Annotated in this window: 15 protein-coding genes; 3 read left to right on the forward strand and 12 right to left on the reverse strand. The window is 53.9% G+C overall.

The features are described from left to right. Nucleotides 1-269 precede the first annotated feature (269 nt). On the reverse strand, nucleotides 270-3185 hold the full coding sequence (locus ACTNE6_RS19465) for a TonB-dependent receptor (RefSeq protein WP_442497968.1): 2916 nt from the start codon (nucleotides 3183-3185) through the stop codon (nucleotides 270-272). Nucleotides 3186-3782: 597 nt separating this feature from the next. On the opposite strand from ACTNE6_RS19465, the gene ACTNE6_RS19470 reads away from it, so the two are divergent. Together ACTNE6_RS19470 and ACTNE6_RS19475 are read left to right on the forward strand one after the other, a co-directional pair. Beyond that, on the forward strand, nucleotides 3783-5177 hold the full coding sequence (locus ACTNE6_RS19470) for an arylsulfotransferase family protein (protein ID WP_442497969.1): 1395 nt from the start codon (nucleotides 3783-3785) through the stop codon (nucleotides 5175-5177). A gap of 701 nt (nucleotides 5178-5878) precedes the next feature. Further along, nucleotides 5879-8449, forward strand: a complete 2571-nt coding sequence (locus tag ACTNE6_RS19475; protein WP_442497970.1) for a TonB-dependent receptor — start codon at nucleotides 5879-5881, stop codon at nucleotides 8447-8449. Nucleotides 8450-8726: 277 nt separating this feature from the next. Here ACTNE6_RS19475 and ACTNE6_RS19480 read toward each other — a convergent pair whose 3' ends face one another. The 6 genes from ACTNE6_RS19480 to ACTNE6_RS19505 form a co-directional block, all read right to left on the reverse strand. Then, nucleotides 8727-9590, reverse strand: coding sequence for an ABC transporter ATP-binding protein (locus ACTNE6_RS19480; RefSeq protein WP_442497971.1), 864 nt, complete (start codon nucleotides 9588-9590; stop codon nucleotides 8727-8729). Nucleotides 9591-10010: 420 nt separating this feature from the next. Continuing rightward, entirely contained in the window at nucleotides 10011-11144 is a 1134-nt protein-coding gene (locus ACTNE6_RS19485; protein WP_442497972.1) for an acyl-CoA dehydrogenase family protein, read from the reverse strand. A 54-nt stretch (nucleotides 11145-11198) separates the two neighbouring features. Then, nucleotides 11199-11744 (reverse strand): OsmC family protein, encoded by a 546-nt coding sequence (locus ACTNE6_RS19490; protein ID WP_442497973.1) that lies wholly within the window; start codon nucleotides 11742-11744, stop codon nucleotides 11199-11201. Between the two features lie 205 nt (nucleotides 11745-11949). Next, nucleotides 11950-12771, reverse strand: coding sequence for an ABC transporter permease (locus tag ACTNE6_RS19495; protein WP_442497974.1), 822 nt, complete (start codon nucleotides 12769-12771; stop codon nucleotides 11950-11952). After that, nucleotides 12768-14009, reverse strand: a complete 1242-nt coding sequence (locus ACTNE6_RS19500) for an ABC transporter substrate-binding protein (RefSeq protein WP_442497975.1) — start codon at nucleotides 14007-14009, stop codon at nucleotides 12768-12770. The genes ACTNE6_RS19495 and ACTNE6_RS19500 overlap by 4 nt, the downstream gene beginning before the upstream one ends. Nucleotides 14010-14020: 11 nt before the next feature. Further along, the gene (locus ACTNE6_RS19505) at nucleotides 14021-15337 is read right to left on the reverse strand and encodes an alginate export family protein (RefSeq protein WP_442497976.1); all 1317 of its coding nucleotides are present in this window, start codon (nucleotides 15335-15337) and stop codon (nucleotides 14021-14023) included. Nucleotides 15338-16221: 884 nt separating this feature from the next. Here ACTNE6_RS19505 and ACTNE6_RS19510 point away from each other — a divergent pair. Beyond that, entirely contained in the window at nucleotides 16222-16437 is a 216-nt protein-coding gene (locus tag ACTNE6_RS19510; RefSeq protein WP_434482865.1) for a GDCCVxC domain-containing (seleno)protein, read from the forward strand. 273 nt (nucleotides 16438-16710) lie between these two features. On the opposite strand, the gene ACTNE6_RS19515 is transcribed toward ACTNE6_RS19510, so the two are convergent. The 5 genes from ACTNE6_RS19515 to ACTNE6_RS19535 form a co-directional block, all read right to left on the reverse strand. Continuing rightward, on the reverse strand, nucleotides 16711-17931 hold the full coding sequence (locus ACTNE6_RS19515) for a hypothetical protein (RefSeq protein ID WP_442497977.1): 1221 nt from the start codon (nucleotides 17929-17931) through the stop codon (nucleotides 16711-16713). A gap of 126 nt (nucleotides 17932-18057) precedes the next feature. Beyond that, the gene (locus ACTNE6_RS19520; RefSeq protein WP_442497978.1) at nucleotides 18058-18840 is read right to left on the reverse strand and encodes an outer membrane lipoprotein-sorting protein; all 783 of its coding nucleotides are present in this window, start codon (nucleotides 18838-18840) and stop codon (nucleotides 18058-18060) included. 10 nt (nucleotides 18841-18850) lie between these two features. Then, complete coding sequence (locus ACTNE6_RS19525; RefSeq protein ID WP_442497979.1) at nucleotides 18851-21061, reverse strand: efflux RND transporter permease subunit; 2211 nt, start codon at nucleotides 21059-21061, stop codon at nucleotides 18851-18853. A gap of 116 nt (nucleotides 21062-21177) precedes the next feature. After that, nucleotides 21178-21351, reverse strand: coding sequence for a hypothetical protein (locus tag ACTNE6_RS19530; RefSeq protein WP_442497980.1), 174 nt, complete (start codon nucleotides 21349-21351; stop codon nucleotides 21178-21180). A gap of 107 nt (nucleotides 21352-21458) precedes the next feature. Next, nucleotides 21459-22790 (reverse strand): aminotransferase class I/II-fold pyridoxal phosphate-dependent enzyme, encoded by a 1332-nt coding sequence (locus tag ACTNE6_RS19535; RefSeq protein WP_442497981.1) that lies wholly within the window; start codon nucleotides 22788-22790, stop codon nucleotides 21459-21461. Nucleotides 22791-22833: the final 43 nt, after the last annotated feature.

Here is a 22833-nt window from a genome sequence, read left to right on the forward strand (position 1 = left end):
TGATATAAAGAGAAATTGCGGCCACCGCTCTAGCTTGAGAGCAACTGTAAGTGTTTGCCGACAGCTAAAATAGCGCAGGGAACTGTTGAAATTGCAGCAACCTATCAACATCCCATGTGGCTGGATAAACAACAGTTCCGATGGGGTTTGGGCTCGCAGATGACTTTTGATTGATGCGGCCCGGTAAGAGATGCCTGCAAATAAAAAAAGGCTCCGGAAATAACCGGAGCCCAGGGGAGTCCGCATCCTTGCGGTGATGCAAAAGCGCGTTAAATTTTGCCGCTCAACTGAACGCCATACCAGAGCGGATAGGGGTTAGGACTATAACTGTTCCAGCCCTCTTCATGCGTAGTGTTGTTAAACAGGTTCTTGACGATAAAGCTTAAGTCCAGCACATTGTTCTTTGTGCCTATGCCGATCGCGGCATCCGTCAGCGATCTTGAATTGACCCAGCCATAAGCTGACAGGTTATCGGCGTTGTTGTAGCCGCTCTGGAAATTGGTATTGACGCTGGTGTGGAACAGATACTTGTCGTAAACAGGTTTGACATATTCCGCGCCTACGGTAAAGCTCCATTTGGAAGCGCCCGGCAAGATCCTGCCGCTCTGGTCAATGTAAGGTTCCGGCAGGTACGCCAGCTCTTCCGGCTTGCCGGCATTGTCGTAGTCTATGTACTTGCCGATGTTATAGGCGCCGTTGAAGCGCAGCGACAGGTTCGGAATGCCGTTATACACGCTGTCCAGCTCCACGCCATGCACACGCACTTTCTTGACGTTGCCTTGCGCGCTCGTGTAAGCCGTCGGATTGGCCTGACCGTTGGCGATGTTGATATCGGTCTGAAACTGATCGACGACCTGCACCGACTGCTGGTAGTTGTGGATATCCATCACAAAGGCGTCGACGTTTAAAATCAGCGACCTATCGAGCCAGAACGACTTCAGGCCCAATTCCAGGGCATGGGTGTTTTCCGGTTTGACATTACGCGATACGCCGTTGACATTGAGCGCGGAACCCGATTTTTCGCCGTATTGCCAGGACAGATAGGTGGTCAGGTCGTTATTGATCTTGTAGCTGGGCGTCACCTGGGCCGTAAACAACAGATCCGTATAAGTGCTCTTGACCGGATTGTACAGTTGCCCGACCTGTTGGCTGCGGAGCCTTTTGGCGGTGCCGACCTGGTTCTTCTGGGCCTCGGTCAGACTGTTGTAAGCCTGGCCCGGCGTATCGGTCACGGCAGCGCCAAAGTAACGGTTGGCCACACTGTCGGCCAGCTTCAACTGGTCCGCGGAGTTGGCGCCCTGCAATTCGCCATTGGCCGCGGAGTCAAAGCCGCCGAGCTGCACGTCGCGTATCGCCACCGGATTCAGCGCGCCGCCTGCCCCATTCTTCGCTAACTGAACCGTATCCACTGTCCTGCGGTGCTCCTTGGTCACGCGCAATCCTGTGGTTAAAGTAAAGTCGTCGGTAAAATGCAGATCGGATTCCCCGAAGATGGAACCGGCATAGGTATGAACCTCGGTGTCGCCTTTTTTACGCGCATCCTGCAAGGCATCCTTGAGCAAAGCCAGCCCCGAACCGCGATTCTCGCCGGCGTTCCTGTCCAGCGTGTTGTATTGCGCGTTGGTGGCCAGCCAGGCGCCCGCGTCGGCCCCCCAGCCTGTCTTTGAAACGATGTCGTTGCGGGTCTGGATGCCGAAAAGGCCGCCTCGGTAATCGATAAAGCCGCCGGGCTGATCGACGATCTTGAATTCCTGCGTGTACTGGTTGTAGTTGACGCCGCCGCCGCCATCGACGTTGATGTCGAAGGGCGTGCCTTCATCGTTATGGGCATCGAAGCTGTAAGAGCGCACGGCGGTATTCGAACTCAGGTGGTGGTCGGCGACATCCCAGTCGAGATGCACATAGGCGCCTTTATTGGATACCGTCTGCCCCTGGTTTTCATTGAAATTGACGGTTTTCCGCTGCTCGCCGCCGATATAATCGTTCCAGGTAAAGCCCCTGTTTTCAAAGTAAGGACGAGAACCGGTAAAAACGCCGGCAGTATTGGTAAAACCGAATAGCCTGGCTTTTGCCTGCGTACCGTTAGGGTCCACCAGGCTGCCATCGGCGAATCTGAAAGGGTTGTCGTGATAAAACGTCAGGCCGTTTTGAAGTTGCGGCTGTCTGGGCTCAAAATCGCCGCCCACTCTCGCTTTGAAATTTTCGCTGGGCGTAAACAGAAACTGCACGCGGCCGCTCAGGCGGTCCTTGTTGTAAAGGCTGTAGTTTTCATCATAAGACTGGGTATAGAATCCTCGGCCCTTGTCGACCAGGAAGGAAATGCGCGTCGCCAGAAAATCATCGATCACGCCGCCGCCCAGAGCGCCCTTCAGAATGAGGGCTTCACGCTGTCCGTAAGCCGCCGAGAGTTCGGCCGTGGGAATGAAGGTCGGGAGCTTGGAATAAACATTGACCTTGCCCGAACTCGCGCTCAAGCCGCCCTCGGTACCTCTGGGGCCGCGGGTGACTTCTACCGCATCGACATCGTAGAAATCGAAGTTGGCGAGCTGCGTCAGCGCATAGCTGACGCCATCGACCGTTACGCCTACGCTGGGGTCCTGGGTTTCCGTGAAAGACCGCTTGCCCACGCCGCGGATCGATAACGAGGCGCCGCGCGTGTTGTTCTGGTTGAACTGGACGTTTGAAGCGCGCCGGGTAATGGCGCCCAGGTCCAGCGACAGCTCGCGATCGAGCTCCTTGCCCGAAACGACCGACACCGACTGTTTGATATTATGCAGCTTTTCAAGCTTGGGCCGCGCGCGTACCACGACTTCGCCCAGATCCTTGGTTTCTTCCGGCTCTGCCTGGGCCACTTCCGTCGCCGGCGCTTCAACAGCAGCGGGCGCTTCAGCGGCAACGGGGGGCGCTGTCCCGGCAGGCGCAGCGGCTGCGCTTTTATTGATCAAATCCTGCTCCCGCTTTTTCGACGCCGCCAGTTCCTGCGTCAAGCGCTCCACTTCCGCCTGCAGTTCCTGCACGCTTTTTTTCGCATCCGCCGCCTGCACGCCGGATACGGATAACATGGAAACGCCTGTTATCGCCACGGCTATGCTGGAGGATAACTTGCGACGCGAGCCGATCGCCTGAGGAATAACCGCCTGCCGGACCAAGGCGGTTGAAAATACATCTCCCATTTTGCGTTTCATTACTACCCCATTTCCTTACAAATAAAATTAAAACAGTGCATCGATCCGTGAAGTAATTGTTTTAGCCGCAGCGCATATACAGGCAGCAAGATCCATTTCATTCGTAGCACTGATATATAGATGGCGTTACCCATGCTTTCCGCAACGCTCTCCTGAAAACGCAGATTTCGTGCCATGCAGGCAAAAACAGGGTTTCCTTGTCCTATCCTCTCTCGTGAAACAGGTAGTTATCTGAATTTAAAAAACTTTATGTCATAACAATGATCCGGGAGGACATCGATTGGCGCTTTCGCCAACACCTTTAGCCGATGCCAACTGTTCTAACATAAGCACCCTGCTGATGGGCTGTTTCTCCAACAGCAACCCATATGAACAACAGATATCGCCGGACACGGACCTGCGGACTGAAGATTTGCGAACACCCGGATTCTTGGCTGCCTCGATGAGGCGAGTGTCTCTCCCCGTCCTGAGTTACGGGCTGGTACGATAGCTGCTACTCGGATTGAGGCTCAGCTCACTGAACACAGCATTCGGCGGCGAGCCTGCATGACTGCGCGTTTTTAAGAAACCCAATCCTCGGAACAAGGAAAAATGGACATGAAGATTTTTGATCACAAGCCGACCAAAACGGCTTTTACTTTATTGGCGGGAGCGCTGGGAACTTGCATTTCCTTGTCCGCGCTGGCAGAACCAAGCATTTTCCCGACCGGCACCCTCCGCTACGATCCTGCCAAGGCTTACAATTCATTCGTGCTGTTTACCGGCGGCGACAAGATTGCCCGCCTGATCGACCTGAACGGCAACCCTGTACATCAATGGCGCAATGAAAGCTCGCTCATTACCCTGATCGATCCCGCGCTGGCGGGCGGCGAGCCGGGCCATGTGCTGCTGACCCTCGCCACCGAAGAAGGCAGCGGCCCCGACCTGGTGCCGGGCCGGGTTGGCCGGCGCGTCTCGAAAACGATCGGCGAACAGGATTGGCAAGGCAGAACCGTCTGGCAATTCGGCGAAAAAGCGCCGGGCGGCCGGGCGCAGCAGCATCATGACTGGGCCAGGCTGCCGAATGGCAACACCCTGGTGCTCGCCAACCTCGTTCATCCGGTTCCCGGCTTCGCGCAGCCCAATGTGCTCGACGACGTCGTCTACGAAGTCAATCCGGAAGGTGAAATTGTATGGACGTGGCAGGCTTCAGACCACATCGGGGAATTCGGCTTTACGCCGGAAGAGCTGAAGCTGGTGAAAGCGTCCAAAAATGCCGATTACCTGCATCTCAACAACTTGAAAGTTGTCGGCCCCAACCGCTGGTACGATGCCGGAGATAAGCGATTCCATCCTGACAACCTGCTGATCGACTCCCGCAATGCCAACTTTATCGCCATCATCGACAAGCAGTCCGGCCAGGTCGTCTGGACGCTGGGCCCTCATTATCCCGCCATCGGCGAATCCGGCATCAATGCCAGCCGCAAAACGCCGCGCCCCGTGGATCAGATCAGCGGCCAGCATGATGCCCATATTATTCCGGCCGGTCTCCCCGGCGCCGGCAATCTGCTGGTCTTCGACAACCAGGGCGAAGGCGGCTATCCGCCCGCGGCTCTGACCGTGACCGGCGGCTCGCGGATACTGGAGATCGATCCGGTCAAAAAAGAAATCGTCTGGCAATACACGGCCGAGGATTCCGGACGGCCCGGCTGGAGCTTCCGCAGCGCCCATATCAGCAACGCGCGCCGTTTGCCGAACGGCAACACCTTCATCGACGAGGGTGAGGTCGGCCGGTTCTTCCAGGTCACGCCCGCCGGCGAGATCGTCTGGGAATACATCAATCCTTATCCAAGCCGCAATCAGGACCGGCAAACCGGACGCGAAATCGTCAATTACCAGGTTTACCGCGCCCAGCCCGTGCCTTACGAGTGGGTTCCGGCCGGAACGCCGCATGCCGAGAATGCCGTGATCCCGCCCGATCCCAGCCAGTTTCATCTGTCGGCGGTGAAATAACCGCCCTGCCCCATGGATTGAATAGCCATGGGGCATGACTCCATCGGCTACGCAATACCTTCTAAGGTATTGCGTAATCAAAGCTAAGCTCCCGATGCGCCCCAGGCAGCAGGCTATCAACAAAAAAGCTTGTAAATTGATGCTCAAGAAGCAGTTGCGTCCGGTCCCCAATACCTCGATTTTTTAAGAGTCCGATTATTTGTCTGAGCCCTACGTGTAATTACCTACTTTTAGAACAGTTGTTTGAAAAATTTCGTCGCTGGATTTTTCACATTGGGCTTGATGTGGCATGGAAGATGCGAAAGTCAATCGATCTTTGTGTTGATCAGGAAGCAAGCCGTGCGCAAAAAGCACTTGAGGCTGATGCCCGGACAACAGTCGAGGAACAGAGGTAGTCACAAGAACGCTGGTTCTCTAGCGAATGAAATCCCCCTGTTTACGGCAGTCGGTGTTTTTATGCGTCCGATCTGACATGAAGCAAACAAAACCAAAACATTTATAAATGACAAGTGGGGAAGTAGATGGGGATCGATAGATTAGGCCGGCTGCCGGTTATAAGCAAAAGCCTGAAACAGCCGCCTGGGAGCAGGATTGAAAAGCGGCTTTTGTCCGCCAAAGTATTTGGCATCCTAAGTGAAAACACACTGCCAACCAAAGCGGCGGCTTGGCACCGGGCAAGCCTGAACCGACCGGCAATGCTTATGGCGGGAGCTTGCCTGCTGATGCCGGGCCATGGCTTCGCTCAAGCTATCTCCGGCGATCCCGCCACTGAAATAGCGCGTTTAAAGCAGAAATTGGAAGCAAGCGAAAAGGAGAATGCGCGGCTAAGGGCCTTGACCAACGAGAGCGCTCCTGCCGATACGGCAAATGCCGGCACAGCCCCCCCGCAGCCAGCGCCGGCGGAAGGCGCTGTTTCTGCAGCGGCGGCAGAACCTGAACAGGAAGCTGTCGAACCTAAAAACCTGTCGGAAGTGGTTGTGACTTCGCGGCGCAAGGAAGAAAAACTTCAGGACGTGCCGATCCCGATTACCGTACTGGGAAACAAAAATATTGAACGCGACAGGACTTACGACATTCAGGATCTGACCAAACGTGCGCCCGGCGTTACAGCGACCACCCCCAACGGCAGACGGACCGGCATTTCGATACGCGGTATCGGCAAGGCCAGCGGCAATGACAGTATGGAGCCCGCGGTTGGGGTGATGGTGGATGATGTTTTCATGAGCCACGTCGGCATGTCCTATCAAGACTTTACCGATCTGGACAGGATTGAAGTGCTGAGGGGGCCGCAAGGGACCCTGATGGGCAAAAACACGACCATAGGCGTGATCAACTATACCAGCAAGGCGCCCAGTTTTATTCAACAGGGCTTTGTTGAAGGCGAGGTCGGCGGCAATCAACAGACTGGTATATTGCCCGGCGCATTTAAAGCCAGAGCATCTTACAGCAATGGGATAATCGACGATTTACTGGCTTTTCGCGCCTCGGCGTTTATCAATACGCAGGACGGCGACTTGCATAATATCAATCCCGAAGGCGGCACCTACAACGAACGGCAACGCTACGGCGGCCGTTTGCAGTTCCTGCTGACGCCGAGCGAAACATTGCGATTCAGGCTGAACATCGATTATGCCGAAGCACACGAAAACAGCAACGTTAAACCGAAGATGTTCGAGCCGGCGACTTTTCTCAACGGTTCGCCTAGAACCAATACCTTTACCAGCCGGATTTCCCGGGGCTATTTCAATGGTTATCAACCCATCATCGGCGACGAGGCCTGGAACAAAATCGATATAGGCCAGGCGCAGCCTCTGCCTACCATTAACGGCGGCGTTTCCGGAAAACTGGATTGGGATATTGGGCCGGGTACATTGACATCGGTGCTGGCCTATCGCGAATTTCACTTCAATGCCAAAAACGATAGTGAAGAAACCAGGTTCGATATCGCCAGAGGCGGTACAAAAGTCGATACCAAACAGTATTCCGAGGAGCTGCGCTACGCCTGGTCGCCGTTCGATTGGCTCGATACCCAGAGCGGCTTGTTTCTGATGCATACCGAAACCGATTCTACCGGCAGAAACTTGTATGGCGTCGATGCCGGCGCTTTTTACGCCAGTAATCGTCAATATAACGAGTTAATAGGCAGCGATGTCGGTTTGCTGCGCAGTTCTCTGAACAATGTCTTCGTCAAGACCAACACCACGCCATCCACGGACAGTATTGCGTTATTCGAGCAGGTCAACTGGCATATCACAGACAAAGCCACGCTGACTTTGGGCATCCGCGAAACCTTCGAAAGCAAGAACAACAGTATCGAGAAAACCGCTACCTTTTATGATGGCTCGCCATTGACTTCAACCGGCAACGCCACGGCAGACGCCATCCGCGCGGCGCGAGTCGCACAGACTTACGGCCGGCAGTCCGGCAACCGGATCGATGAATGGTCGACCTCCTGGCTGGCCAATCCCAGCTATAAAATCAACAAAGACATCATGGTCTATGCGTCGGCCGCCGGCGGGCAAAAGTCCAGTTCGGTACAGTTTAATAATTCTGACGGCTCGAACGTCTATGTAAAACCGGAAAAATCGCTGGACTTCGAGCTGGGACTGAAAAGTCTGCTGCTCGATAAGTCGTTGATGTTCAATATCAATCTCTATCACACCACGGTTACCGACTATCAGGCTACCACCAGCATTCCCGATGCGACTCAGCAAACCGGTTACCGTTCGGAATTGGGCAACATTCCCGAAATTACCGCAATGGGGGTTGAAATCGATTCCGCTTATTATGCAAATCCCTGGTTGACGTTCAGCTTCGGCGGCGCCTACAACCATGCCCGTTATACCGACTGGAGCACCGCGACTTGTCCGGCGGAGATTCCCACTTCGGTACAGGCAGTCTGCGATTTTACCGGCAGGCAGGTGGTCGGCGCGCCTGACCTGACCGGTATCTTTGGTGTTGACTTGCACAAGCCGCTGGGGTTTGCCGGATTGAACGGACACGCCTGGGTCAACTCGGTCGTGCGCTCGTCGCAGAATCTTGAAGCACAATTATCGTCATTTGGTAAGCAGGATGCTTATCAAGTCACGGACATCGGCATCGGTTTATTCACCGGCGGCAAGATCAGATACGAAGTCAATCTGGTGGCCAATAACGTGTTCGATACCCAGTACACCACCAGCGTCAACGATTATAGCAATACCTATCCGGTCGGTTACGACGGCATCGGTGCTCGTCGCTATGTCGGGCTGGTATTGAATTCGAAGTTCTAAGGATTCGGTTAAAAATGACTTTCCGGTTTGTCCATCATGTAGGGGCGAATTAATTCGCCCTGGGCGACTGAAGTCGCCCCCACACCTGTGTAAATTCAGGGAAGTTATTTATCGCCCTATCTTAAGGAAAAATCAGGCTACGCGCCGACACGTTCGGCGCGTATTTACATCGTCTAGTGCTACGGTTATAGAAATCAGAAGCGAGACAAAAGGCTTGATCTACCCACAAGTTTGATTCTTAGTATTGGGTTTTGTCCCTAAAATCAGCATACGGGCTTCAAATTACCCTGCCGTCCGGCAGCCGTTGTCCGCCGGCCACCTGAGCCAATGCTTCCAGAATAGCCATACGGGTCTCTACGAGCTCATGGAGTCGCTGCCCCCTGGGCTGCGGCAGGGAAATTTTCCATTCCCGCACGATGCGGCCGGGCGCGCCGCCCATCAATAAAATGCGGTCGCCGAGCATCAACGCTTCATCTATATCATGGGTCACCAGTACCACGGCATTGCGCCTGTGGGCGATCAAGCCGAGCAACAGCTCCTGCATGCTCAGGCGCGTAATCGCATCGAGCGCGCTGAAAGGCTCGTCCATGAGCAAAATCTCCGGGCTGCGTACCAAAGCTCTCGCCAACGACACGCGCTGCGCCATGCCGCCTGACAACTGGTCGGGGTAGACATGGGCGAAACTCTGCAGTCCTACCCATTGCAAAGCCGTATCCGTTTGCGCCTGGATTTCATGACGAGTCAGCTTCGGGCCGCCGCTCAGGGTCAACGCGAAAGCCGTGTTTTGGCGGACATTGAGCCAGGGCAACAGGCAGGGGTCCTGAAAGACCAGGCTGAGGCGCGCATCGGGTTTATTGAGCGGCCTCCCATCGAACAGAATTTGCCCTCCACTGCCCGGATTCAAGCCCGCCAGCGCCGTCAACAAGGAAGACTTGCCGCAGCCGCTGGCACCCAGGAGGCAGACCACTTCATGCGGGCGGACTTCCAGGTCAATATCCTCAAAAACCCGCAATGCCCGGTTTTTGCTGAGATATTCTTTCGAGAGTCGTTTGGCTTGCAGCAAAGGCCGCTCGGTTGGCCGGTCAGATGATGGAAAGGTTTGGTCATGGGTGAAGCCGGTCAAGAGATTTTCCTTATACATCGTCAATTGCCATGGTAATAACTGATATTACGCAGTTAGTTGAGATTTAATAATGTATCGCTAGCGCGACGGTTTTATTTGATCGGGTTCATCGCACCCGAAGGCGAGTGACTTGCTTTTAACAGCCTATGTAGGCTGGTTTGGAGCTTTAGCGGAAACTCGGCATCGGCAGCTCTACCCCGCTGCCTTGCCAAAATCAAGGCGAAATCCATTGTAGGGTACGCATCGCGTACCTATTCAAAGCTTTTCGGTACACCGCGAGTCCGGAAAGGTACGCGATGCGTACCCTACGAAGCTTTGGCAACGCGCGGCTTCCCTGCCGCGCCCCTACGGGCCGGATCTATTAAAAGCTGCGGTGCTCGGCGCGGCAGACGGGACAGAATGCCTGTCGTAACATCAGGTAATAGCTTGAGGAATATATCAATGCTGCTGATTCTCAAGATTGGCGAGCTCACGGCGCAGATGCTTGATGGCAGGCGTTACGATGGCCACGAAATACGCCTCGCGCAGTTTGCGCTGCGCGGCGGAATGGGCCATATAGCCTCTAGCTCCTTGATGCAGCATGGCCGCCTGCGCGGCCCGCAGCGCCAGTTCGCTGCCCGCCAGACGAACTTTTAAAATATCGCGGATAATGGCAGCAGACGGATCGCGATCCAGAATCCCAGCCAGCCGATGCGTTTCGTCGTCGACCCCTTGCAACGCCCCGCGCAGGTCATCGGCTTGATCGTCCAGGTACTGGTTCAAAGAGGATTGCGAGCGATCGACCAGATCGATACAACCTTTGACGAGCCCAAGGGCCATGCCCATCTGACCCAGTATCATGCCCGGCTTTATTCTTGCCAGATAAGCCTCTGAATCCTCCGCATGCGCCAGCACGCGATGGTCCTCGATCCGGCAATTCCGGAACTGGCAGGCCAGCGTGCCGGTGCCTTCCAGGGCGGCAAAACGGGCCCCGTCCACCAGCCGAAATCCCGACTGATCGCAGTCGACGACGAAAAACACCAGACGGCCATCGCCTTCCAGCGGGCAGCCGGTGACGAATATATGCCCCGGCCCCAGATTGGATACCCAGGGCAGACTGCCGTTGATCTCGTAACCGCCGGAGATGCGGCGTGCCTTCAACAAAGCCCGTTCGATGCCGGCATTGGCCTTCAAGGTGTTGGACAAGCCGGTCCCGCCCATGAGGCGGCCGCCGGCGAGGTCCGGCAAAAAGGCCGCCTTGACCTGATCGTTGCCGGACAATTGCAGATAGCGCTGGCAGGCGGTCTGGCACCAGACCGCAAACGCTGTGGAGAGACAGCTGCGGGCGACCTGGTCCATCACGCTCAAGCAATGCCCCAGCCCCAGGCCATTGCCGCCATACTCTGGAGAAACCACGCCCGCGAAGCCGCCGATTTCGCCCAGTGAACGCAAAAACTCACGCGGATATTCGCCTTCAAGATCGATCGCGGCAACATGCGGCTCCAACCGCCGGGCAATCAGCTGGTCCAGATTCGCTATTTCGGGCTGACCATCCAAGGAATCGTTCATATCAAGAGTCATTATTGCATTCATAGTTTTTCTCTTTTACAGACTCAATAAGGAGCACCGGAACCCGGCGCCGCACTGTCAGTTCTGCACGACATCGACCGGAACGGCGTTGCGCAAGGTGTTGGCGACCGGCGACCATTGATCGGCATGGGCGATGATTTCAGCCAAAGTCTCAGCGTCGGCGTCACCTTCCACACTGATGGCTACGCGGATTGCGGAAAAACCCAGGTGCTTGCCGGGGGACAGGTCGCCCACGCCCCAGACCGCTGTGACATTGATATCGCCTTCCAATGCCAGCTCCAGTTTGCTCAAGGCGATGCCGCGGGCCGTCGCGTTGGCATGAATGCCCACCGACAGACAGGCGCCCAACGCGGCAAGCAAGGCTTCCGACGGGTTGGGCGCCGTATCCTGGCCCAGCAAATGAGGCGGCTCGTCAATGACATAAGGGGCCAGATCGCGAATATAAGTCAGGTTGCGGAATTGTCCTTCACAGACCGTTTTCGCCTTCAGCGTCACCGTTGCGCCGGGGTTTGCCTTGCCTTTTTCAGACAGCTTTTCCAGACCGGATTTATCGATAGGACGGAGTATATCCGGGTAAAAACAATTAACTTTTTCAACAGCCATAAAAACCTCACATTGCGTTATTAAAATTGATCTGGCGGGTATTTTATTAATAACCCGCATTACCCGAAATGCGCGGGAATCGCGATATTCTGTTCATTCGTCTCGATATTCACGGTAATAATTAACAGCAGTCCCGTTTATATTCATAGCAACATACTCTTGCCGGGCGACTGAAGTCGCCCCCACAGCATGGCCGCTGACCCATTCAGTTCTCTCGGCGGTGACTCCATTGCCGTATCAACAGGCGGGCAGCCAAATCCAGCAGATAACCGATCACGCCGATGACCAGAATGGCCGCCATCAGCTCCGGGTAAGCCAGGCGGTCGCGGGTATCGAGAATGAAATAGCCCAGCCCCTCGCTGACGCCCAGCATTTCGGCGGGCACCAGCACGATCCAGACGATGCCTATGGCCAGGCGGATGCCGGTCAGGATATGCGCCACGACCGCCGGCACGACGATGCGCATGACCGTTTCCCGGCGCGTGGCGCACAGGCTGCGCGCCAGCGTCAGCCAGCGGGGATCGATCGCATGCACGCCGGACGACACGTTCAGCATGATGGGCCAGACGGCGGCTATCGTGAGCAGGAAATAAACCGGCGCGTCGCCGATTCCGAACACCATGACCGCCAGCGGCATCCAGGAAATGGGCGAGATCATGCGGATGAACTGAAACAGAGGCCCGGTCGCCCGCTCCACGGCGCGCGACATGCCGACCAACAGGCCCAGAGGGATGCCGGCCAGCAGCGCAAACAACAGGCTCAACAGCACGCGCCGGAGGCTGGCGGCCATATGCGGAACGATTTCGCCTGTCCGGACCAGCCTCTGCAAGGCATCGAAACAGGCGCCCGGGGCGAATTGGGCCAGAATGCTTTCCGGATGCAGGGCTTCGGCGGTCGCCAGCCACCACAGCAGCAGCGCGGCAGCAATCCCCAGCAGCGGCAATGCCGAACTCAGCCTGATGCCAGTCGGCCGGATACGGAAAAAAGCCGGCCAATTGCCGCTGACGCGTTCGGGCAAGGCGCTCATGACAGGATCTCCTCCCGTGTGAGCGTCTCCGGCAAGCCGAAGACCTTCGCGCCGCCGGCCTTGTCGATGGCCCGGCGCACGAAGCGATCGTCGACCAGATCACCGGCGACGAAGCCGGGGTCCAGCGTGTTCAGAAATTCGCTATTGCCTTCAACATGCGTCGACTTGAGCAGCCGCACGAGTTCTGCCGTATAAGACGGGAAGGGATAGGGCTGAAAGTCGATGCGCTGCTGCTGCCAGTCGCCATGCTGCAGCGCACCCTGTTTGCCGTAGGCATCGGCCCCATAATGCGACAATGCGCGCTCCAGAACAGCCTGGGCATGCGGCGTATAGGCGCTGCCGCTTTCCTTGGCCAGCAACTGCGCCGTGCCCTGGCGGTTGTCCCGAATCCAGGCCTGGGCCTTAACCACGGCGTTGACTACCGACTGCGACCATTCCGGGCGCTGCGCCAGATCCGCTTCGCGCATGAACACGACGCAGCAGGCATGGGACTTCCAGACATCGCCGGTGAAACGCAGGATCTTGCCTATCTTCAGGTTTTCCGCGGCGGCATTAAAGGGTTCCGCCACGATATAGCCGGCAATGCTGCCGTTGGCCAGCGCCGAAACCATGTCCGGCGGCGGCATGATGACCAGATTGACTTCGTTGGGCTTGAGTTTGTCCTTGGGCACGCCGGACACCGCCGCCAGGCCGTGCTGGCGCAATAAATGCTGCAGGATGATATTGTGGATCGAAAACCAGAACGGCACCGCGACCGTCTTGCCGGCCAGATCATTCACATCATTGATGTTGGGCGCCACCGTCAGGGCGGAACCGTTGACATGGTTCCAGGCCACTATCTTGGCCGGAAACTTGCTGCCATAACGGATCAGCAGGGCGGTAGGCGCCAGCAGATGAATGACATCGACCTGCCCCGCGATGAAGGCTTCGACCAGCTGCGGCCAGGCACGGAACAGTTTGGGCTTCTCAACCTCAAGGCCTTCTTCTTCATAGAATTTCCGGGCATGCGCCACCAGCAAAGGCGACGAATCTGTGATGGGCAGATAGCCGATGCGCAAGGGCCGATCGCTCTTGCTCTCGGCCGCGTGAGCCCAGCCGCCCGGCAGCGCCGAAGCCGCGCCCAGAATGGCAGTCAGCCTGATGAAATCGCGGCGCGACATGGCGCAGCACGAGCAGGCGCCCGGATGATGCAGGTCCGATTGATCGGGCATGGCGTTCGGTTGGTTTTTCTTAGGCATGGCGTACTCCTTTAAAACGTCAGATTGAATTCCACAAAAGCGAAGTCGGCGTCCTGCTTTTGTCGGTAAAAATTATCTACATAGTCGCCGCCGAAGGCGTGGGCATAGTAGGCGGTCCAGGACAGTTCTTGAGTGATGTTGTGGGTAAAACTCAGGTCAACCAGTTCGCCGATTGTGCTTCGGCCGGTCGAAGGACGACCCAGGTAGCCGAATGAGCCGGACCTCGAACTGGCGCCTGCGCCGGCATAGAACAGGTCGCCCGCCTCGGCCAGCGACAGATGATGGAAATCGATGCCGACCCGTATCGCCTGGCTTGGCGTTACGATCAATTGCGCGAATGCGTCGCTCAGGTTCATCAGATTGAAGAACGGGAATTTGGCGTAAAGGCGCACCGTAGGCAGCACCTGGAAGAACGTTTCGTGCCGGCCATCGGCCGCATTGTCATCGCCCGAGCCCAGGAAATAGCCGCCTCTCAGCCAAGGCTTCAGCGGCAGGCCGGCCCATTGATAGCCGCCTTCGACGTCAAACGCCCACGCCTGATGCGTCTGGTTGGTCCAGTCGCCGAACTGATAAGCGCCCCACAGCAAGGCGTCCGCGGCGCCGTCGCCCCATTTCTGCACCGTCAGCCAATGGGTGCCGAGCGTGTGGATTTTCAGACCGCTCTGGCTCAGCATTGGTTTCTGGCCGGCGGCCCGGTTGTCGATGGCCTCGGTGTTGCGGTCATCGCCGTAGTACAGGTAAAACAGCCGGCCTTCGGTGCCGGGCAGCAGCGTGTCTTTCTTGCTGGTCAAGGCCGTATAGAACAGGTCGATGTCGCTGATTTCATCCTGGGCGTGGATATTGAAGCCGCCCTGGGTGGGATGCGTGGCGCTCAGGCTGATATTGAAATCCGGGCGGTCGTAGACCGCTTCCATACCGTCGAAATTGCGCGAGGCATGGGTAAAATCGAAAGTGCCCAGCAGACGCTGCGAAACCCGGTTTGCCTTGAGCAGGTCGAATTTCACGTCGCCGGTTCTATATTCCAGCCCTTCGCGCACTTCGAAGCGGCCCGCTTTCAAAAACAGTCCGGGCAATCCCAAAGGCTCAAACTTGAAGTTCAGATAAGCCTGCTTCAGGTGGACATCGCCGGGCGAAACGTTCTGGCCGTTTTCCGTGTAATACAGGGCGCCCAGTCCCAATGCGCCTCCCGGCCTAGCGAAAGCGTCATTCGGCAGGCCATAGATGCCGCTGTATTCCGCTTGCGCATAGCCGTCCACATACCGGCTGGTGGCCAATACGCCCAGGCGGGCGCGGAGGGCCCAGAAATCGTATTCGTTGTTATTGTTCACGGCCGGTCCGGGCTGGAAAAAATCGTAAGCTTCATAACGGCCGCGCAGCTCGCCGGTCAGGCGGATGTTTTCAGTAAGCTGTCCTAGCGGTGGCTTGCCGCTGCCTTCAGCCCTGGCGTGGGCATGAAAACCGAAGCAGGCAATTGCCGAAATTAATGTAATGAGTCGAATAAGGGATATTGGGTTTTCTTTTTTAATACTTCCAATAATGAAATTATCGAATATCTTATATCCCGCAAATACTGAAAATTGTGGTAATAAATCATGACATCCATTTTCTGATTCCGATGGAAAAACCGGTTTATCACATAATTTTATATACCCTTTATTAACACGATTTTCCAACCCGTAATGGATTATCTTTTCAGCTTCCGTATCTGCTATATATTCGGAAATATTCATTTATATACCGCACACTCAATATTTTTTATTAAAAGCTGGATTTTATTTTTAACCCATATCTTTTGAAATGCGCAGGTGTCGCGATATTCTGCTGATTCGTCTCCTTTTGACGCCGCCTTGAAACAGGCGCTCCCGGATTTCCCGTGACTACCGCAACCTAAACACAGTAGCTGAACCGAAAGCGGATTTGGGGCTGGAGTGTTTCTCGTCCTTTGTGACGACCTTGGCTAACTGGCGTGATGAGATCACTAGAGCGCTATTGTTTAGATAAAAATGCTAAACTGACTCCGGCCTTCAGGTTATGCTTCTAACTAAAGGATAGCTGTTCTAGCCAACCTGTTTCCGGCGTGCGACAGGTATCGATTGATTAAGCCAGCAAAGCCGCGACGGTGCAATTCGACGATACAGTGACCACAGCGGATAAATTGACGGAAGCGGCCAAAGGCCATCGGATACCCATCCTTTATCAAGAAAGTGAATGAATGAGCGTCATCATCCTCGAATCGACCATCATCTGCCCCTGCTGCGGGCATGCCGAAACGGAAACCATGCCGACCGATGCCTGCCAGTTTTTCTATGAATGCAAATCCTGCGGCACATTGCTCAAACCGAAGCCGGGGGACTGCTGCGTATTTTGCTCTTACGGTTCGGTTAAATGCCCACCGATCCAGCAACAGGCTTCCTGTTGCACCAGATAGGATAGCAGCGTCAGGCTAAACGATACGATGGGCTTGTGTTGTTTTGATTGACTGTCGCAATACATCAATGATGGACAGGTCTGAAGTCCGGATTCCGTTTGCAATTAGCATGAGTCCATGAAATGAAATGCGAGCCATTATTCCTAAGCGCCTAAAACGGCAATGATGGGGCCGGGTATTGTAAGCGGTAAAGTATGCCGGGTTAAAAGTCACTGTAAAGCCGTAGGGGATGCGCATTTTTCCTTATGCATCCAATCATCTGAATGCCTTGATTTAAAAAAACCGCGTTAACCGGATTTGCACATAATCATCTTGGCTCATGCCGGTGAGAATGTCTGTGCTGGGAATGTTTTTGAACAGCCTGGATTCCAGTTCAATTCTCCAGACATCATCGAGTCTGCGGCTGCCTTCAAAACTCACGACCGTGGCTTGGGTATTTAAGTCGACGGTAACGCCTAGAAGTAATTGAGTATTCTGTTCGTCATTCAGCGACAGGCGCGTACCCAAAAACATATCATTGTCGCCAGGCGTTGGAGGCGCGTCAGAGGCTTGCCTGGGTGTGGATGTATCGCGCCCGTCATATTGATATTCCATTAACAAACCTAACTCGGCGCTGCTTTCAAAGATGCCGTACTGAGTGTATTCCGCGCCTGCAACCACCGCGGCAAAGCGGCTGCCTTGGCCGCTGCGCGTCATTGCTTCAAGTTTGAGCAGCCAGTTTCCCAGTGCGCCTTGCACGTCCAAACTGGTTTGATTGATTAAATCATAAGTTGGAATCAGCGCGGTGGGAAAGGGTGAACCCTCAGGAAAATAGGGGGCCAGCCGAGGTTCACGGCCCACACCGCTAAAATGCGCAATCCCCACATCCCAATCGCCGAAAGTACGGCTCCAACGCAGCGCCCAATCAGGATGAAAATGACTGATGCCATTAAGATTGGGGTTATCCGTGTCTACGGGGAGTTCGAATCTAACCCGACCATTTGCAGCCGGAAAGGTACGCTCGCGAAAATAAGGCAGATAGAGCAAATTGAAGTTGCCATAGCTGGTCGGAATATTCAAATTCAGCATGGGCTGCCCCAACTTTTCTTCACTGTTGATGTTTTCTACGAAGTCGGCCTGGTTAACGATGTCAATCAGATGCCGTGACTCCGTCACTCCCCAAAACAATCTGCCCACGCCGGCCTGCAGGTTCCAGCCGTCGCCTTTATGCAGCCAGTTGAATTCGCGTATATCCCAATGCGAGCGGTTGCTGTCCAGGCTGTCATAGCGGCCAAACGGTATCGCGGTAAAGCGGTCTGCGCCATTGTTCCATCCCTGCCGAAACTCGGGCTGTACCATTACAGACGGATCGGCAAAGCTGGTGTTTTGCTCGGGAAAAGCGGCGGGTTCTGCAAACAAACGCAGGTCAAGCGCAGCAAAACCCGACCATTCTGCTGCTTGAACATTGCTGACTGTTAAGAATGACGCTGCAATAATCGTCGCTTTTATGTTCATGTTGTTGGCTAATGTCTTAGTATTTCGGACTATCATTGATGGGCAAACGGTGTCTGCACATCAATTCACGATTATAAAAAGGCGAGCGGCGCGCGATGTTTGCTTCGTCATTCTTTACAGTGTTTACTATTGCACGTTTTTAAGAGCGCTTTCGGAAAAGTCGCTGTCTTGAAAGCCGTTACGGAACCGATAATTACTCCGCTTTAAAGTGGTGCTTTTGCCATTCTGGTGATTGACCATATCCAATTTGCTGGCCCGCCAGTAACGATCAAGGTATTGCTGATAATCACTGAACGTTAAGGTTTTTAACAGCGTATTTTTGCGGTCGTAAAATTCGATTTTACGTGGTTGATAGATCGTTTTATCGACCCATTCGATTTGCCGGGCGTAACCGGAGTATTCATAAGCCGGCGTATTTTCGACCACAAAACAATCATTGCCGTCGAGCACTTCATCACGCAGATACTTGTACTTGTATTTGTCTACCTCCCAGGAAGCGATGTCTTCAAAGGCAAATTCAGTACCGACAAATGGTCCCGATTTGTTTACTGAAGAAATCCGTTTAACCCGTTTTAATTCAGGCAAATACAGCCACTGATCGTCGGGCTTAAGTCCGTGCGAGAACGTTAGCACAGCCGTACCGTTCACGTCGGCGGGTTTAAGAAAAATCCCTAAATCCTTGTCGCCGTCATCTGGGACTTCCAGGGTTTTGGTCGAAAATTCACGGATGCTTTCTTCTCCCTGGGCATTGCGCAAGATAAATAAAGAGTCGTTTGAACTGTCGCCAAAGCCGGAATCCCGTCTTTCGGTTTCTTTGGCGATGGCGTAACCTTTTTCTTCCGGAGTTTCGGCATGGAGCGCTGGCGCGGCTAAGGCCAGTAATAAGGCAAAATAAACTGACTTGTTCATTCGGTTTTCCTTAAAGTTGGGTGTTTTGTACAGGTTTATTAAAAAAATTATGGAGACTACATTTGATGTCTTCATAGATCAGTAAAATCGGCGGCAACAACAGAAATTCAGCAAATAAGCCCAGGGCAAAAATGATTACCGTCAACAGCCCCATCTCGTAATTGATTTTAAAGCTGGAAAAGGTGAATAACGAAAAGCCCATGATCAAAACGGCTGATGTTACCCACAAGGCATTGCCCACGGTTGCGAAGGCATAATAAAGCGCGGCTTCAGGAGTAAGATTTTTATCTTTTTTCGCATGTTGATATTTGCTGAGAAAATGCACCGTGTCATCCACCAAGATGCCCAAGGTCATCGCCGCTACCACCGATGAGGCCATGCCCACTTGCCCGACGGTCAAGCCCCAAATGCCAAACGCCATGCCGGCCGGGATCAAATTAGGGATAAGGCTGAGCAGCCCCAAGCTGATTGAGCGCAACACCAATATCAAAATCAGCGAAATACAGCTTATGGACATCAATTCACCGCTGATCATGCTGACGATATTGCGCTGGCCGATATGCGAAAAAAGCAAAGATGAGCCGGTGCCATCGCTCTGTTTGATTAACGGGGCGTTGGTTTTCAGCCAAGCTTGCGCCCGCGCCTCCAGATCGATCATTTGTTGGCTGGACAAACTCCGCAAAGTAACAGTGACACGGGTTGCGGATTTACTGACATTAACCCGGTCATTCAGATCCAGGCCGTAAGGCAACGACATCTCGAACAGCAGCAGATATTCAGCAGCCATTTTCCGGGTATCCGGTAACCGATACCAGGCCGGATCGTCTCCGTGCATATTTTGATTCAAACGTTTAAAGATGTCGTTGATGGTATAGACATGGAGGGTTTCTGGCTGTTGGCGATACCATTGCACAAACCCCTCGACTTGCTTGAGAAAGTCAGGATCGTTAATGCCTTCATCTTCGCCATGCTCTAACGAATAGTCAATGGTGTAAATACCCGTTAAATGCTCAGTGGTGTAATCGGTATCGCGGCGAAATGCGACAGACTCATCGAAATACTTGACGTATTCATCATCGAGCTCATTCAGTGGAATAAAGGAGATCAATGCGGCAGTGAACAACAGTAAAAATAGCGATAACGAATAACGATATTTGATAACGAATCCTGCCAATCCGGCGAACGTTTTGGTGCCTGCCGCTTCGCTTCGACCCTGTCTTGCAGGCAGCACGGCCATTAATGCCGGTAAAAAGCCAATCGTCAGCAAATAGGCGGCGCCCACCCCCAGGGCGGTAATGTTGCCCAAGTCCCGGAAAGGAGGCGCGTCGCTGAAATTCATGGATAAGAAACCGATGGCGGTCGTGAGGTTGGTGAAAAAAATCGCCTTGAAATTAATTCTGAGACTTTCTGCAATCGCCGCTCGCTTATCCAGTCCCTGCGCCAACCCGCTGTAATAAGAGGTTAAAATATGCACCGAATCCGCCACCGCCAAGGTGAGCAGGATAGTCGGCGCGGGAATGCTGGACGGCGAGAAGGCAATATCCAGCCAGCCTGCCAAACCGACTGCCGAGCCTATCGAAAGCGTCATCATCAGCAAGGCGGCGAACATGCCCAGCGATGATTTCAAAAACCACCACAAAGCGATAGCGATAATCACCAGCATGGCCGGTGTCAGCGTGTTGAGATCCAGTTCCGAGGACTCCGCAAATGCGGTATCCATAAGAATGGAGCCGGTCAGGCGAACATCCAGGTCAGGATGTAACGCTTGTAAATCGCTCACTAGCTTGCGAACGAAAGAAGTAGCTTGTAAAGTCTCGGCATCCTGGTCTTTGCCGGGGCGCTGCACTACGACATTAAAGCCCATCACTTTGGCATCGGGCGACACCAGGCGATTAACCAGTAAAGGCTCATTCAGAGTAATCTGCTTGAGACGTGCAATTTCTTGTTCGTTCAATTGAGCGGCATTGCCAATCAAATCACCCACAGTCAGGTCATCGCCTTCCGCGGTGCTGTGCTGAAAGTTGGTAATGGAATCCACCCGTGATGAGTAAGGCGTCTGCCACAAATTTTTAGTTAACTGCTCGGCAATAGCCAGGCTCTGTGCCGTAAAGACATCACCATTTTTAGGCGTTACAACCAATAGAATATTATCGTCTCGCGTGTAGGTTTTTTGTAATTTTTCAAAGGCCATTAATTGGGGATTTTCATCGCTGAAAAACATTCGGTAATCGCTTTTAAAATGTAGGTACCTTACGCCGTATGTTGCCGCCGCAGTTAACGCCAGGCTTAATAGGATAACAAGCCAGGGAAAGCGTAACAGCCAGTCGGAATATTTTCTTAACATTGCATTAATCCCTTATGGAATGGACAAAGTACGTTAATGGTGTCGCTGGATTCTGCGTTTCTCTTGCGTGCTTGCTGATCATATTTTGAAAAAAATTGATCAACTTCCAGCGCTTGCTCTGCCCTAGGTTTTAGATTCTTATCCGCCGCTTCAGCCGGGAAAGTCATGGCCGTCTCCCGCAGCTGATAAGAGCGCTTTTTTATCATGTTTCATATTTTTCCCTAATGAATCAGATTGTATTAGTGTAGTTAAAATCATGTGGAACGGCTGGCTTTCACTTTAATGCAGATAGCGCCTTGGCGAGCGTATTCACGGTATAAACGATTTCCTCGTCAGCCAGGTTATGGGTAATAAAAAATCGCAGTCGTGAGGCGTCTTCCGGCACCGCCGGATACATAATAGGATGCACGCTGATGCCGGCTTGCGCCAATTTCTGGCCTAATCTTAAACAATGCATGGAATTGCCAAGAATAATGGGCACCACGGCTGTACCGGATGAAGGCCCGGTATCCAGGCCATGCGCTTTGGCACATTCCAAAAACAGCGCAGCCTTTGCCCGCAAACGTTTCGCCCGTTCCGGTTCACGCATCATGATCTTTGCCGAAGCCAGGGCTGCGCCAGTATTCGCGGGGGAAATGCCCACGCTGAACAGGACCGTGCCAGGGGCATTGTACTTAAGATTGTCAATTAATGCCTTCGAACCACAGATATAACCGCCGCAGCTCGCAAACGATTTGCTTAAGGTCCCCATCCAGATATCGACTTCCCCGGCGTCGATGCCGAAATGATCGTGCGCTCCAAATCCGCGGGGGCCGATAACGCCCGTCGCATGGGCTTCATCGACCATCAACAAGCACTTATGGCGTTTTTTCACTTCAATAAAGCGCGGCAGATCCGGGATGTCGCCATCCATGCTGTACACGCCTTCAATAATGATCAATACGCGTTGATGCTGTTTACGGTTTTCAACTAACAGCTTTTCTAAGGCGTCATAATCATTGTGCGGAAAAGCGAGCCTGCGGGCGCCGGACAGTTGGCAGCCGGTAACCACACTGTTATGGATCAAACTGTCATGCAATAGCAGGTCATTGGGCCCGAACAGATGCCCGATCACCGAAACATTGGTCGCATAACCGCTGACCAGGGCCACGCAATCTTCCGTACCGTGGATATGCGCCAGTGCGGCTTCGAGTTCCCGGTGCAGCGGGATTTCGCCGGATACAATACGGCTTGCCGAAACCGATGTGCCATATCGATCGACAGCGGCCTTGGCGCCAGCCGATACCTCGGGATGACCGGATAAGCCCAGATAGTTGTAGCCGGAGTAATTGATGTAATCTTTTCCGTCGATATGGGTAAGGTGATCGCTAACACCTTCATGCGCACTAAAATAAGGGTTATCCATGGCCAGTGCTTTAAAGGTTTCCATTTGTTCCATCAACATACGATAACCTGGAAATTTATCGACCCGATAATAGTCTTCGGGAATTTCACCAGCTTCTTGCTCGGCGGCCTGTCCTTGGCCCTTGCGCGCCAGCAACTGTTTAAGCAGCAAGCGTTTCTTTTCCTCGGTCATGTCGGCCATGTTGACTGCCTGGTTGGACATCTTATTTCTCCTCTTCCTTTAAAATGTGATTAAGCAAAATATC

This window comes from Methylobacter sp. sgz302048 (assembly GCF_052162025.1).
Taxonomy (GTDB): domain Bacteria; phylum Pseudomonadota; class Gammaproteobacteria; order Methylococcales; family Methylomonadaceae; genus Methylobacter.

What these genes read in the sequence shown, in the direction of transcription:
- ACTNE6_RS19465 (WP_442497968.1), bottom strand. Translation starts at nt 3,185, where the DNA reads ATGAAACGCAAAATGGGAGATGTATTTTCAACCGCCTTGGTCCGGCAG.
- ACTNE6_RS19470 (WP_442497969.1), top strand. Translation starts at nt 3,783, where the DNA reads ATGAAGATTTTTGATCACAAGCCGACCAAAACGGCTTTTACTTTATTG.
- ACTNE6_RS19475 (WP_442497970.1), top strand. Translation starts at nt 5,879, where the DNA reads ATGGCGGGAGCTTGCCTGCTGATGCCGGGCCATGGCTTCGCTCAAGCT.
- ACTNE6_RS19480 (WP_442497971.1), bottom strand. Translation starts at nt 9,590, where the DNA reads ATGTATAAGGAAAATCTCTTGACCGGCTTCACCCATGACCAAACCTTT.
- ACTNE6_RS19485 (WP_442497972.1), bottom strand. Translation starts at nt 11,144, where the DNA reads ATGAATGCAATAATGACTCTTGATATGAACGATTCCTTGGATGGTCAG.
- ACTNE6_RS19490 (WP_442497973.1), bottom strand. Translation starts at nt 11,744, where the DNA reads ATGGCTGTTGAAAAAGTTAATTGTTTTTACCCGGATATACTCCGTCCT.
- ACTNE6_RS19495 (WP_442497974.1), bottom strand. Translation starts at nt 12,771, where the DNA reads ATGAGCGCCTTGCCCGAACGCGTCAGCGGCAATTGGCCGGCTTTTTTC.
- ACTNE6_RS19500 (WP_442497975.1), bottom strand. Translation starts at nt 14,009, where the DNA reads ATGCCTAAGAAAAACCAACCGAACGCCATGCCCGATCAATCGGACCTG.
- ACTNE6_RS19510 (WP_434482865.1), top strand. Translation starts at nt 16,222, where the DNA reads ATGAGCGTCATCATCCTCGAATCGACCATCATCTGCCCCTGCTGCGGG.
- ACTNE6_RS19515 (WP_442497977.1), bottom strand. Translation starts at nt 17,931, where the DNA reads ATGAACATAAAAGCGACGATTATTGCAGCGTCATTCTTAACAGTCAGC.
- ACTNE6_RS19520 (WP_442497978.1), bottom strand. Translation starts at nt 18,840, where the DNA reads ATGAACAAGTCAGTTTATTTTGCCTTATTACTGGCCTTAGCCGCGCCA.
- ACTNE6_RS19525 (WP_442497979.1), bottom strand. Translation starts at nt 21,061, where the DNA reads ATGTTTTTCAGCGATGAAAATCCCCAATTAATGGCCTTTGAAAAATTA.
- ACTNE6_RS19530 (WP_442497980.1), bottom strand. Translation starts at nt 21,351, where the DNA reads ATGACTTTCCCGGCTGAAGCGGCGGATAAGAATCTAAAACCTAGGGCA.
- ACTNE6_RS19535 (WP_442497981.1), bottom strand. Translation starts at nt 22,790, where the DNA reads ATGTCCAACCAGGCAGTCAACATGGCCGACATGACCGAGGAAAAGAAA.